This window comes from Legionella sp. PC1000 (assembly GCF_014109805.1).
In the GTDB taxonomy this organism is placed as follows: Bacteria; Pseudomonadota; Gammaproteobacteria; order Legionellales; family Legionellaceae; genus Legionella; species Legionella resiliens.
The window spans coordinates 2765268-2778946 of record NZ_CP059400.1; the positions used below are offsets into that span (position 1 = coordinate 2765268).

Here is a 13679-nt window from a genome sequence, read left to right on the forward strand (position 1 = left end):
TATGTGATCATCAATTTTAAAGGAAATTACACTTAGCAAGAGTTCAATCAGCGGAGGTCCATTGGATTCAGATGAAGCTTTTACCAAAAGTGTATTTGTTGTATCACCAAACGCTTAGTCGAACAGTGATGGAGTCACTGTACAGGATCATAAATCATTCTTTTTTGACCGATAAAAACCTAATGCCTAATAGAAAATCCGATTAGGCTTTAAAATACAGCCTCGGGTACCACTGACAAATGACGTCGGCCTTTTTATTCGACTACTCTTGCTAATTTTGACTGTGGGGATTTTGTGGGGATCAGTACAGTGCTGTTATGCACTGTACTGCAATTGTAGTGGGTGGTGACATTTAATTATATAATAAATTCAATGATTTAATTTTCAATTACCGGGCTTCGAACCAAGGTGTCGGGGGTTCGAGTCCCTCCAAGCGCGCCAATTTAATGGGCTCTTTCGGCTCTTTCCCATTTAAGGGGGCAGCTATAATCACCCGCAGAGCACCTTAACACGCACCCTGTAATTTTCAAAATTTCTAAAACCATAAGCTCTTCGCTGAATGAGTTTCATTTTGCGATGGAACCCTTCTGTTATTCCATTAGATTTACTAAACCGCCACATTCTGGCGACCTCATCTTTCCAGGCATCTAGTGTTTTTCCTAACGAGGCTAATGCTTTAAATGCGCTCTGCTTCAATTCAACAAGCATATCCAAGAATGTAGGAATTACTTTACGACATGCATGTTGAGTTAATCCTCTTTTTTTAGAGCGGTGTGAATACAACATTTTGAAAGGGTTGCCACGGCCCCACATTTAAAGGTGGGGATTCAACATACTTTCTCTGGTAGTAATGCATAATGATCTGAGCCTGTTGTTCTCGATTGAATAATTCAAACACCTCAGCAGGAGTCAATCCAGGATTATTAGTGATCGCTTGCGTCAGGTCGGGGCCTGCGCCGTCACCATTGATATAACCAGTAGCGCCTGAACCCGTCGTGTATCCGTAATTGTATCCAGCTCCCAATGTTTGAGCATGAATAGCCTGTATCATATATATCGGACCAGCTTCCTGGTATTGCCAGACATGGGTTAGCTCATGGATCATCGTCCGATCAGTCATTGGGCCGTCATCCAGATCATGATTGACAAGCTTGAACGTGACAAATGGCCTGGAGCTTGGGTTGTTGGTGAAAAAATCCTGGACGCCGAAAATGATCGCATTTGCCGTCCCCACTTCAGAAAAGTAAATCGTGTCATATTCCAGCGAGGAACCAAAAATCAACTGAGCGGTAGCGATCTCGGCAGCAGTCATTTTCCGGGCGACGAAACTAATCATATAGTTACATACTTCATCCAATGCCTCCTGATGAACGTCCTTTACTGCTTGTAAAAATTCGCTTATCGGCTTTTCTAATTCTATCCATTTCCTTACTAAATCTTCCAATAACTGACGGGAGTGAGCAATAATGACTGATCTTAAAATGTCATCCAGGGTTTTTCCAGACTGACTGGCGGCTTCCAGAAAATCATTGAGAAGGTTATTATTCAGGGCATTCTCCAGCATTTCAAAGAGAATCCGGCTTTCTTCAGATGGCTCATCAGCCATACCGATCGTATCCAAAAGTTTTTGCAGCAATTCCATCAATTCTGCAAATGGATTAGTGGCAACCATAATGTTCGATTATTCCGGTAAATATGCGTATTGATATATTAATACATTGTCCTTGTCTGTCAGGTACATTGTATCTCCTTCATTATTCCACACTGCTTTTTTCCTGCCCATGAAGAGCAGCTTATTCTTACGGGTCTTGTTAATTTTATTAAGGTTAATGTTGCCTCCGGTATAGATTCTCAAATGATCATCCGGGCGCAGAGTAAATTGAGGTAGAACATATTTGTGGCCGGCTTTATCCTGTAGCAGCCATCCTTGCACCTCCAGATCTGAACTGCCCCTATAAATAAACGCCACATGCTCTGCCTCTACATCAGGTCCCGCAGGATCACTTTCAATCGACACGTCAAAATTAGCCCTCTTATAATGGGCTTCTGCATTAACAACAAATGGAATGGTTTCTCGTATGGTGCCCTCACTACCGTCTGCTTTGATCCAGCTCACTTCCAGGATATTCAATCCGTCTTCAGTTTCATCCAGTATTTTCTCCAATACCATGTCATTGCCCAATTGGGACCAATTCGAAGCGCTTAGTGTGATTGGAACGGAGTTGAGCGTGACTTGTATTCTCCTCGAGGACGGATCGGATACCATATCGTGGTTTCCATTTTTTAATCTCATACGCAGTGTGATCTCCTTGGGGTAAATAAACGGAAATCCTCTTACTGGATCACTCACTTCAAGTTCCACCAAGGGGTTAAAGTTATTTCTGTCGTATTTAGCTTTGGTTTTGTTCTTTTCTGCTTCTAGAAAAGCCAGTTCTTGTTCATGATTCAGTTGCTGTCTTTCCAGCTCTTTTTTATCCCTGCGTGCGATCAGGTATTCCTCAATTTTGATCAACATCGATTCAGGAATCAATGCGTTTAGCAGCTCAGTAGCCGTTTCGTCAATGGGTTTTAAAACAAAGCCAATGAGACCATCAATAATGGCATCTTCAACGGTTTGTTTCAAAGCGATCATTTCCTCCGCGATATCTGTACTCTCATCCACGTTCTCTGCCATTGTATTGACAGAAGTTTTTAAGGTGGTGCTTCCGGCCGTAATGGCAGTGTCCAGAATTGCAGACTCCACCGGCCAAACCGTATTCTCGAACGTTAGGATGGCTCCATCCCTTGTTGCTCCAGCTGGAATGGATTGTTTGATCGATTCGACATGGTGATAATGAATATTGGCTTTGATCAATTCCGCCCAGGTGTCCGGGTGTTCCTCGAATGCGGTTTTAAAATCGTCAATCAGAGTGTCAATTCCGATCAATATGTCTATGATATAATCATCTATGTAATCACTCAATTGATTGTATGCATCCAAGGCCTTTTTTGCCGCGAAAGATAATTGTTTTATATAGGACAGGAGGTCGGATTTGAGTTTAGTCAGAGCAGGCAGACTCAGTGTTAGGAAAAAATCTCCAAGTGCCGGTATCACCTTTTCGATGAAAACGCTGAATGCTTCCACATTGATTTTGAGCAAAAGATTGCCTAATTCTCTGACCAGCTCAATGTTTGGAATAAAGCCGCAATCCAGCAGCTTTTCGATATAAGGATCAGGGGATTCTGAATAATCGATACTTCCCGCCGTGGATAACAAAATATCTCTTTTTAATACCCGCATAGTGTTTCTACGCTCTGAGGTAAAAATGGTCGGGCCGCTTATTTCCTTAAACGCGTAGGTCAGGTCCAGCAACAATTGGCGTAATGCTTCCACATGATCATTGAGATTAGATAAGTTCGGAAAGGTTTGTGAGAATAAATTCTTGCAATGGATAAAGAAGGGATCCTGCGGATTGTTCAAACGGGTTCCCATATAATCAAAACCCTGATAGGTATAATCCAGGATAAAGTCGTTTATAATCTGATCAAAAAACGCAATATTTCTGGCAAGCACAGTATAAACCACTACGCCACAGCCTGATGATATGCCATTCACAAATTGTGGCAGGTTAGTTATACCATTCAGGTCCTCGATGAGGAAATTGTCCAGTTTTTTAAAAACAAATTCAGAAAACAGGTAAATTGAAGGACGGATGACTTCCTCGGTATATTGATATAAATACTCATTGCCAATATCATTGGTAATTTGAGGAAGCAGTTCACCCATGATCAACTGTTCGACGAATTGGGTTTTGACCAAGCCCTTAATTGCCTGATAAGAATGATAAGTAGAAAGATTACCTTCTCCTTTTAAGCCGCGTAATGCATCTTCGAAAATTTCCCCAAAAGTAAGGTCGAAATTGGATTCGAAATACTGTTTGAAATCCTCCAGTTCAGGAAAGATTTGATTTGCTACATTAGCTATTCCCACTTCCACCAAATAATCTACTGCGAGACTGATATCCACTTCGATAACGCTTTCATTGAGCGTCAAACTGATTTCTTCTTTTATGAATTCGGGGGCTGATGGAAGATTTGAGTACTGTATGGATGTTCTCGCTTCACCGACTATCGTAGAGCCAATTCCGATTTCAGTTGAGTAAAGGCTCAGAAGTTGTTTGATCTCAAACCCGATAACACTACTTGCCCAAAATAGAGTCAGCGGTCTTTTGAAGCCATCCAATGCGCCACTGTCCAAAATATCTATGATATTGAACGCTTCAGTGATGAACACGTTTAAGTCTGTCAGTCGCAGGTCATCTTTGCGCAGAGTATCGACTAGGCGATTTATGGACTCTTCCAGATCCGCTTTCTCAGGATCGCCAAGCTGGATGTTAAAAACTTTGTAATAGATCTTAGAAAATTCATTGGTAAGACTGCTGACTGCCGATTCAATTATCTTATCAACCGCATAACGCTGGAGGTTAGCGATAAAATTGGTAAACACAACTCCGGCAACGTCTTGTTTACTGATAAACTCTCCGCGTTCCACACTTTTGTGACCGAGATCGTAGGATATCAATACCAGTAAGGGAAAGCTGAAATCGAAACATTCTGCAAGCAGGTATTTATTAGAGATATCGGATTTGAGAATATACTTTTTAATTTCTGAACTGACCCGAATGGATGACCGATTAACCGCTCTGCGCAAATCTTTAAAGCCCGCATCACAATAGAAGTCATATCCAGCTCCTGCCTTAAGCCCGTATTTATACCCGCCAGAGATCTCAAATCCAGCACTGAGTTTTTTAATATCACAAACGATGTTGACATTTCCCTCTGCCATTGCAGAAAAGGCAATTCGCCCCCACACCCCCACTTCTGCTTTGACTTCTTCCAAAAATATGAGAAAAATATCTGCGGTAAAATCATCCAGGTGATTTTGAATCTGCTGTGAGAAAAACTCTGGGGTCAGGTAAATGGCAAGACTTCCAGACGCCATCGCCCTGGCGTAAGCTCCAAGGTAAATTGATAGTCCCAGCTTTTCCAGGAGATTGGGTTCCAACCGGACCAGAGCCCTTGCACCGGCAGCAGCAGAAACATTCCCTTTGGCCTGTGCTCCGATGAAAAGAACATCCATGTTGCCCAGGATTTGACCTATTATCTCTCCATCCAGGCCTAAATTGATGCCGTGACAGAGATGGGCGCTAACTGTCACACCTGCTCTAATGGAGCCTTCAATATTTCCATTGATAATCCCTTCTCTAAAGCCAGCATTTCCAGAAAGGTTAACTATTTCTATAGGTATTTCAGGCATAGTGATTACTCAATCTTTCCATCCCTGGTTTCTTACAGACCACCCCCGCTTAAAGTCGTCAAATACATTCTGATTTTCACCTGATTTCCAAACCTAGTCAATTATGAATTTTTACCGATCAAAGCTATGTCTTTGACATAGCGATTGCATTAAAAAAATAAATTCAATTGATCTACACTGCTTTCACTGCCCAAGGCCAATTATAACTGCTTTACAAAACCGTGGTCTATTCCGAAGACATCGGTTACAAATTATATCGGGGTCTTTCCCAATTACAGAACTCGTGTCAGGGTGCTGTGCTGTTAAATCTGAGTGCCCCTCAATTGGTGTAGAGTCCCAACTTGTATTATGGGATATAAATGCGGTTTTCATGAGTGATTATTTGTTAGATTACATTAGTAATGTAATCTAACTCCAATCCGTACAAGCTGTATTAAATCGAAACGGAGCCTATCATCAATTACGCAGTCATATTTTCTTGCAAATAAAAACGCGACCTTTGCAGTTAAAACAATCCCTAATAATGATTTTTTAGAGAAGTAGATAGTACCAAATTAATACATGAGCACGCGCATATTTTAGTCAACGTTTCATAGAGTATCCAGAAATAGATTTTTTCAATAAGACTCGGAAAAATAATCATGAGTCCCTTGGGCTGCGACAGCTTCCGCCTGTCGATTTAATGCATGAATATAAGCAGCAGTACGCTGGTCAACTTGATAAGCTTCCTGTAACTCAAAAACTTTGTTAAATTCTCTTGATATGATAGCCCGCAAACGTCTTTGGACCTGTGCTAAGGTCCAATAGTAACCTGATTTATTCTGAACCCATTCAAAATAACTTACCGTTACCCCGCCTGCATTAGCTAAAACGTCAGGCACGACGAGAATATCTTTTCTCTTTAGAATATCATCGGCATCTGCTGTAGTAGGTCCATTAGCAACCTCAATAATGATAGGTGCTTTTATCCTTTCCGCATTTTCTTTAGTTATTTGGTTTTCCAGTGCCGCCAAAATTAAAATATCAACCTTTAATTCTAAAAGTTCTTCATTAGTTATCTGAGTTGCTTTAACCATTTGGCAAACTGAATCTTCACAGTAGACGGCTTGGACCTGTTCAAATTTGTTTTTTGCATAAATAATACTTGAAATATCAAAGCCTTGTGCCCGGTATATACCACCTCTGGAATCACTCACTGCTACAAGTTTATAACCATCTTGATGTAACAATTGCGCTAAAGGTTGTGCGGCGTTTCCAAAACCTTGAATAGCTACGCGCATTTTTTGAGGATGCCATTTTTTTATTTTTTCCAGTTCTTTAATACAATAATAAGCACCTAAACCTGTAGCATTTTCCCGGCCCTGGCTTCCACCCAACGGTAAAGGTTTCCCTGTAATTACAGCCGGTGTTGCTTGACGGACAATTTTAGAGTATTCATCCATCATCCATCCCATAATCATAGCGTTTGTATACATATCAGGGGCAGGAATATCTAAATCAGGTCCAATAAAATCTGCTATGGATGTAATGTAACTTCGGCTTAATCTTTCTAATTCAAGGCGTGATAATTGTTTCGGATGAACAATAACGCCACCTTTTGCGCCACCAAAAGGTATACCAACTACAGCACACTTAATGGTCATCCAGAAAGCTAAAGCTTTTATTTCAGAAAGACTCACTTCTGGATGGAAGCGAATGCCTCCTTTAGTGGGGCCCCGTATAGAATTATGATGGACACGATAACCGGTAAATATTTTTAATTGCCCATCGTCCATTCGTACTGGTATCGCCACCTCAAGGCATGCTTTCGCATGTTTTAACTTTTCAACTGCTTCTGGATCAAGAGAAGCGAGAGTAGAGGCATTATCGAGCCTGAGTAATGCCTCTTTATATAAATTATCATCCATAAAAATATCCTTAAAAACATCCTCTTATTACTATAACAAACATAATTATTTCCCATCTACTATAGCTATTTTTTAAAATGGATCCATCTTCGTAAAAGATAAATGTTTTAAATTCGCTCATTAATGATGAGTAATACTAAGCCCCATGCGAGAAAGCGTATTAAATACTATAATTTCAACAATACCAATTGGGCGTTTAGGCCTCCCACAAGATGTTGCAAAAGCCGTTGTCTTTTTAGCATCCCCTGCTTCAGGTTTTATCATCGGGGCTAATCTAGATGTGAATGGCGGCCAGTACATGTAAGAGGCTCAAAAGCAATGGTTCAAACACTATGCAGAACCATTGCTTTTCAAACAAACTCTTTTCAAGGAGGAATAACTAATGCAACGATTTCATAGTATCTTATTTGTAAGCCATGGAGTGAAGGATGAAACAGAAGCTTTAAAGTTGGCACTAAAATTAGCCTCTAAAAACGAAGCACAACTGGGTATCTTAATTACGTGCCCTCCTTTTCCTGACACACTGAGTGAATACAAAACTTCTTATGAAGAATCGTTAATTGGCAAAATGAACAAACACCCGATTAATTTAACTACGTGTTAGAGAATAATCAGATGACTACAGTCAGTGAGTGGTGGATGTGGTTAGGTTTTTTGGCCTTTGTGGTCATGATGCTTGCTATTGATCTGTTTTTATTGGGCGGGCGAAAAGCACATCGTGTTTCTACGAAGGAAGCACTGTCCTGGACAATAGTATGGTTCACATTAGCCCTCATTTTTAACCTGCTTTTATGGTGGTATCTTATTCATAATTCCAGCACCCAAATAGCTAATGAAAAAGCACTGGAATTTCTCACAGGATATCTCATCGAGAAATCTTTATCTATCGACAATGTGTTCGTTATTCTCATGATTTTTAGTTATTTTTCCATCCCCGCAGAATATCAGCGTCGAGTCCTAATCTATGGGGTACTAGGTGCCATCGTCATGCGCTTAATCCTTATTTTACTGGGCATATGGATAGTGAACCAATTTCACTGGGTACTCTATCTCTTTGGCTTTTTGATGATAATTACAGGCATTAGAATGGTTTTATTCGCTGAACACGAACCCGATCTGGCAAAAAATCCTATTCTTCACTGGATGCGCCAGCATCTGCGAATTACTAATGAACTACAGGGCGAACGATTTTTTATCGTCCAAAACCAATTACGATATGTTACACCCCTTTTTCTTGTATTAATTCTTGTTGAAGTCAGCGATCTGATTTTTGCAGTAGATAGCATTCCTGCTATTTTTGCAGTAACGAATGATCCCTTTATTATTTTTACCTCTAATATTTTCGCAATACTTGGATTACGTGCCTTATATTTTTTATTGGTAAATATGCACAGCCGCTTTCATCTCCTAAAATATGGGCTTGCATTTATTTTGATCTTTGTGGGCTTCAAAATGCTCATTGCACCCTGGTTTAAAATCCCTATCTTCATTGCTTTGGGTATTGTAGTAATCACCTTGATCTTTTGCATAGTACTAAGCATCTATCAAACATCGCTATTAGCAAAGAAAACAATTTCCCGTAAATAATTTTATTGGATAGATAAAAAGAAAAGCACGTATTACGGACTTCGTCTAATACGGGCTACGCTGTAACGCTTGTTAATTAAGATCTTGTAGTGTCCATAGACGATTTATTATTAACAACAGTGAGCGAATAAAAAACTTTTATCTTATCAATTATCCAATACCTAATATTAAATTTTAATCTGGATCTAATGTCGCCAGACTTTAATCAATATGCTATGTTTCATGCTCATTGGGTAGTTAAGGAGTAAGTATGAGATTGACCATTAAAACCATACAATATTTTATCATTACAGCTTTATTATTTAGTTTAAGCGCTTGTATGAAAATAAAGCCTGATATGGCTTCTTACAAAGTTAAGGGGAAAGTATATACGCCTCTTAAATCTGCAAAAGGATATAAAGCACGAGGACTGGCTTCTTTTTATAGTAAACGCTTCCATAATCGTAAGACATCTAACGGAGAGCGGTACAATATGCATTCTATGACGGCTGCGCATCGTACGCTTCCATTTAATACCCGACTACGGGTTAAGAATCTAAAAAATGGACGAACAGTGGTGGTTCGAATTAATGATCGTGGTCCCTTTTATAGTACGCGAATTATAGATCTTTCTTATGCAGCTGCAAGTCATTTGGGAATCACAAGTACTTCTATGGTAGAAATACAGGCTCTAAATTAGTGCTCTTTCCCATTTATTGCTTTTTATTTCACTGGAGAGTTCTCGGTAAGTCATCATAGATTGATGTTGCAATTAACGGATCATATGGAATCTATCGGCAACTATCATTGCATTAGCAATGCGTAGCCCGTATTAGACGTAGTCATAATACGGGTTTTTCTCTCTGATTTTGGTACGTAACTATGTTTTACCAGTTAGATTTTATTCTTTGACTTTTAATAAAATTGGGATGAGGATGAGACTATGCCCGTATTACGACTTCGTCTAATACGGGCTACGCTTGCTATTCATTTAGTATGCTGGTGGTTCGTGCGCACATGATTATATTTTTTATTATTATGTATTCATTAATCATTCAACAAATTCTTAATGATAGTAGGGAATTTTCTCAATGCAAATTAGAAAAGTAATGCTGGTTAATTCAGGTACTCGTTTCTTCTGCTCCCAATTTTTTAATGTTTCCAGGTTGATGGTAGACGGATGAAAATTCTTTTTAGTGTTCTTTATAGCTCTCTAATATCATTAGGTAATAAAGACACAACTTCTAGAATGGGATGTAAATTAAATGTATAAAAAACCACTGGGAGATGGGTGAATGATTTAGAATAATGTACAGGAATAATATACAGTATGTGAAAAGAATTAATTGAATAAGTCCCAATACGATTTATCATCTGCAATTTACTGACCAAGACTCGATCTACGCTTATTATCTTTCAGGAGGCCATCACATAGTTATGCTAGTTTCATAGGTCTCTGGCTTGAAATCTGTTCATTAAGCCAATTCTCTAGAAGGGTTTTTGCTTGTAACGGCTCACTAATTTCAAATGAATTACTCGCTTCTAATCCTTTACCAAGACTTGCATTATGGATAGAGCTTTGACTTTCGTCTAAATAAGTTCGAGCTAAATCACACGATCTTATTGCAGCTTTGATAGAAGCGGTTGTTCCACTTAGATTATCTTCTCGAATAGCCCAATTGGCATAATGAAAATACGCTTCTGCCAACATCATATAGGCATAGCTTCCATAAAGCTCAAGTAATTTTTTACAATTTCCTATAGCTTCTTTTAATAGTTTGTCAGAATGCTCGCTATCGAGCTTAGATCGCTCAATCTTGGAGTAGATATATTGATTATATCGCTGAACTGCGTGTACCGAATTAAAGGTAATTGCTTTTTTTAACCAGAAAATTTCCTCTAAGGAAAAATGGTCTTGTTGTTTTTTCGCTCGCAGTGCTTTCTGAAAAAAATAAGCTCCTTGTAATAAATCGAACATATCTACATTTTTATGAGGCAAAAAAACAATCTGGGTAGTTTCTGAAGCAGATAAATAAAGTCCATATAAACAATATTGTTGCTCCCATAAAGAATTGTAGATGTCCCTTTTGCAGAGTGATTTAAAGATTGGGTTTATATTGGCCAGTTTAATAATTAAATTAAGATTGCATGATACTCTCATTCGTCTAAAAAATGCTTCTTCATCGAACGTATTGTTTTTAACTTGCTCCAACAGTAGTTCATCGGCGGCGTTTAAATGATACCTATTTCCTGATACCACTTTATTTTCCACACCTTTGAACATTGAGCACCTCCACAGCATAAATGTGTCAATAATAGTACAGTTATTTGTATTAACAATCAATTCCAACTTATAGGCTACGCTCCGCTTTCGATCTCTATGTAACCTCCCTTCCACAGAATCCAAAAGTCCTACTGGCACATCAACCATTGTTTCTCAATAAATAATGACATTCCACGAAAACGATCAAATATTTATCTTATTTAAGAATTCGTTAACATTAAGATCTTATTATATACAAATAAACAAATGTGACAGGTATAAAAATGCATTTAAAATTTGATAAACATAGTCGAGCGAAGAGAAATATTCTAGCACAAAGGTCAAACGCTAAATTAGCAAGTGAGGAAAATAATCATTCTCCTGTAATTACTACCCCGCATTCAACAGAATATCTAAAAAAAATGACTACTTTGGTGACCTCTACTTTTTCGACTTACGACAAAGATGCGCAAAAACAGTTCCAAATTAAACCTATTGTTCAAGGAAGCATGGGACTTTTGCTCCACGGAGTCGATTTTCAGAAAAAAGATAACCCTGGTGATGTAGATATCCTTGTATCGAATGTGAAACTAGCTCATCAGTTAGTCCGTTATTTAGGAGAGCAACTGAAAAACACGGGGTCACCTTATAGAATAGTTACTCGTGGTAATATATTAGTTTATGATTGTACTATTGTGGATACAACTAAAGAAAACCCAGATTTAACAGTTCAGCTCGTCAATAAAGACGATTTTGGTGCTAGCCATATAGTTGCTATAGAAAAAGAGGGAGTTCCTGTCTTGCCACCGAAAGAGGCCTTCATTAGCTTACATGATCGAATCAATCGTCAGGGTGGCAGAAGAAAAGATTGGTGTGCATTTTATACGCTCATAGAGAAATACGGCGAAGAATTTCTGCAAGATGGCTCATTTAAAGAAGAATGGCAAGATGAGATGAGAGAGTACTTTGCTCTGCCTAATGATGAAAAAGAACAGCGTAAATCTCATGGAGTTGGCCCTACCCCCGCGAGCAAAGATGATACGTTTGCTGTTCCAAAAATTAGTACAGAGCAACTTGCTAAACCAGAATTACCCCTTGAAAAGGGTTTAATTGCCCAAGTCGGCATGTTCAGTAAAGAAACTGAAAAACAAACAACTACTACTAAGCCAGCTAACATTGCCGCATCATCAGTGTTAATTTTGACCAGTAAAGGATAATGGTAATGCACCAAGATTGCAGGAGAAAGTTTATCATGTAACCAGCATAGCCCTTGATGCAGCGAAGCGTAATCAAGGTTGATTTATTACGGGGCATCACGTTTTTCTTTACCGTCATATGACCTTCTCTATTCTATGATTTTAGGAGTTTATCCTTAAATAGCATTTTTATTTTTTTAGACAATAATTGTTGGGTCAAAATGATCCAACCTACTTGCTAACTCGACAAAACACATAGCAGTTAGCGACTCGCTTGGACTCATTTTTAAGCTACACTTAAGAAGAAGGCTAAATTTTAAGTTCTCTATGGATAATGAGGAATAAAATAATGGCTATGTCGAAGCGTAATGTAACAGTAGAAGATCAGGAATTAGAAGTTATTACCCTTGATGTTAAACAAGTGACCTCATCTGGTGAAGCGTATGATCTCCTTAAAGCGCTTTTAAAAGAATATGGAATAAATGATGGGGAAATTAAAAGCATTAAACCAGGGAAGATATATCCGATTAATTACAATTCCCAAAACGTTTACGTAGAGGTAAGCGCACAACTTGATCCAGAAGAACACCCAATAAAAAAGGATCAAAAAAAATGGCGGATAAGGGGAGATCGTTTATCCGATGAAGGAGGAACTGGAATTGTTTATGACACTGAACGAACTTATCGCCTGACTGATAATGATGAGTTGATCATCAAAGAAAAACAAGAAATAAAACACCCTAAAGTATTAAAAGAAAGAAGATATAAAAATGAAGGTACCGAGGATGAGGTTGAGAATACGCGAGAAGTTGGAAAAAAAGCTTATCTTAGCGGAAAATATGGATTCTTTACTAATAAAGCACTCGGCACAACGCTTGATAAAATATATTTTCAACGTGGTACTCCTTTCCCTGAACTATTAGCTTTTGTTAAAGCATGTACTCAAGAATTATATAATGTGCACAAAATAAGCGGCAAATCACATAGTGATTTGTCGCAACTGAATAATATTTTTTATGATCTTAATACAAAGCAAGCAACAATAGTTGATTTTGAAAATCTTGGTTTTGAATATGATCAAGATAAAGCTAAAAGAACAGATATTTATGATTTAAGTGTTATATTGATGGATAAGGTAGGATACTATCTCTCTGGAGAAGAAGGCGAAAAATTAAAAAAAATAATCCAGTCTATGAATCAAGTACAATACAAAAAAGATGGAGATGGAAACATTGGTAAATTTTTGGATGATATCAATGAAATGGAAAATAACACCTTTAAACCACCTTTATAGCAAGCTAGGTTGACCCACAAAATCAATCTCAAGTCACTCACTATATTGAAATCCTGGCATTATTACTTCGATATTCCATGATTTTAGGAGTTTATCCTTATACAGCTTTTTGATTTTCCGGACAATAACTTTAAAATGGTTGGGTCAAAATGACATG

General features: G+C 38.4%; 8 protein-coding genes and 3 pseudogenes. 6 read left to right on the forward strand and 5 right to left on the reverse strand.

Annotation, left to right across the window (positions count from 1 at the left end; translation table 11 throughout):
* Positions 1 to 489: 489 nt before the first annotated feature.
* From FOLKNPGA_RS12165 to FOLKNPGA_RS12180, 4 genes and pseudogenes are all read right to left on the reverse strand, one after another.
* Positions 490 to 786 (reverse strand): annotated as a pseudogene (locus tag FOLKNPGA_RS12165) (transposase); the annotation flags it as partial.
* Positions 764 to 1672, reverse strand: a complete 909-nt coding sequence (locus FOLKNPGA_RS12170; RefSeq protein ID WP_182350155.1) for a hypothetical protein — start codon at positions 1670 to 1672, stop codon at positions 764 to 766. The pseudogene FOLKNPGA_RS12165 and the gene FOLKNPGA_RS12170, both read right to left, overlap by 23 nt.
* A gap of 9 nt (positions 1673 to 1681) precedes the next feature.
* Complete coding sequence (locus FOLKNPGA_RS12175) at positions 1682 to 5296, reverse strand: lamin tail domain-containing protein (protein WP_182350156.1); 3615 nt, start codon at positions 5294 to 5296, stop codon at positions 1682 to 1684.
* 617 nt (positions 5297 to 5913) lie between these two features.
* A complete protein-coding gene (locus FOLKNPGA_RS12180; RefSeq protein ID WP_182350157.1) occupies positions 5914 to 7203 on the reverse strand; it encodes a Glu/Leu/Phe/Val dehydrogenase in 1290 nt (429 codons plus the stop codon).
* Between the two features lie 133 nt (positions 7204 to 7336).
* Between FOLKNPGA_RS12180 and FOLKNPGA_RS12185 the strand changes: the two are divergent.
* The 4 genes and pseudogenes from FOLKNPGA_RS12185 to FOLKNPGA_RS12200 form a co-directional block, all read left to right on the forward strand.
* A pseudogene (locus FOLKNPGA_RS12185) lies at positions 7337 to 7507 on the forward strand (SDR family oxidoreductase); the annotation flags it as partial.
* A gap of 78 nt (positions 7508 to 7585) precedes the next feature.
* A pseudogene (locus FOLKNPGA_RS12190) lies at positions 7586 to 7780 on the forward strand (universal stress protein); the annotation flags it as partial.
* Between the two features lie 38 nt (positions 7781 to 7818).
* Positions 7819 to 8790, forward strand: coding sequence for a TerC family protein (locus tag FOLKNPGA_RS12195; protein WP_182350158.1), 972 nt, complete (start codon positions 7819 to 7821; stop codon positions 8788 to 8790).
* A 250-nt stretch (positions 8791 to 9040) separates the two neighbouring features.
* Complete coding sequence (locus FOLKNPGA_RS12200) at positions 9041 to 9469, forward strand: septal ring lytic transglycosylase RlpA family protein (protein WP_182350159.1); 429 nt, start codon at positions 9041 to 9043, stop codon at positions 9467 to 9469.
* Positions 9470 to 10204: 735 nt separating this feature from the next.
* Here FOLKNPGA_RS12200 and FOLKNPGA_RS12205 read toward each other — a convergent pair.
* On the reverse strand, positions 10205 to 11053 hold the full coding sequence (locus FOLKNPGA_RS12205; RefSeq protein WP_182350160.1) for a DUF5630 domain-containing protein: 849 nt from the start codon (positions 11051 to 11053) through the stop codon (positions 10205 to 10207).
* A gap of 263 nt (positions 11054 to 11316) precedes the next feature.
* Between FOLKNPGA_RS12205 and FOLKNPGA_RS12210 the strand changes: the two genes are divergently transcribed.
* On the forward strand, positions 11317 to 12249 hold the full coding sequence (locus FOLKNPGA_RS12210; protein ID WP_182350161.1) for a hypothetical protein: 933 nt from the start codon (positions 11317 to 11319) through the stop codon (positions 12247 to 12249).
* A gap of 328 nt (positions 12250 to 12577) precedes the next feature.
* On the forward strand, positions 12578 to 13522 hold the full coding sequence (locus tag FOLKNPGA_RS12215) for a hypothetical protein (protein ID WP_182350162.1): 945 nt from the start codon (positions 12578 to 12580) through the stop codon (positions 13520 to 13522).
* Positions 13523 to 13679: the final 157 nt, after the last annotated feature.

Coding starts and splice junctions, on each gene's coding strand:
- FOLKNPGA_RS12170 (WP_182350155.1), bottom strand. CDS start 1,672: ATGGTTGCCACTAATCCATTTGCAGAATTGATGGAATTGCTGCAAAAA.
- FOLKNPGA_RS12175 (WP_182350156.1), bottom strand. CDS start 5,296: ATGCCTGAAATACCTATAGAAATAGTTAACCTTTCTGGAAATGCTGGC.
- FOLKNPGA_RS12180 (WP_182350157.1), bottom strand. CDS start 7,203: ATGGATGATAATTTATATAAAGAGGCATTACTCAGGCTCGATAATGCC.
- FOLKNPGA_RS12195 (WP_182350158.1), top strand. CDS start 7,819: ATGACTACAGTCAGTGAGTGGTGGATGTGGTTAGGTTTTTTGGCCTTT.
- FOLKNPGA_RS12200 (WP_182350159.1), top strand. CDS start 9,041: ATGAGATTGACCATTAAAACCATACAATATTTTATCATTACAGCTTTA.
- FOLKNPGA_RS12205 (WP_182350160.1), bottom strand. CDS start 11,053: ATGTTCAAAGGTGTGGAAAATAAAGTGGTATCAGGAAATAGGTATCAT.
- FOLKNPGA_RS12210 (WP_182350161.1), top strand. CDS start 11,317: ATGCATTTAAAATTTGATAAACATAGTCGAGCGAAGAGAAATATTCTA.
- FOLKNPGA_RS12215 (WP_182350162.1), top strand. CDS start 12,578: ATGGCTATGTCGAAGCGTAATGTAACAGTAGAAGATCAGGAATTAGAA.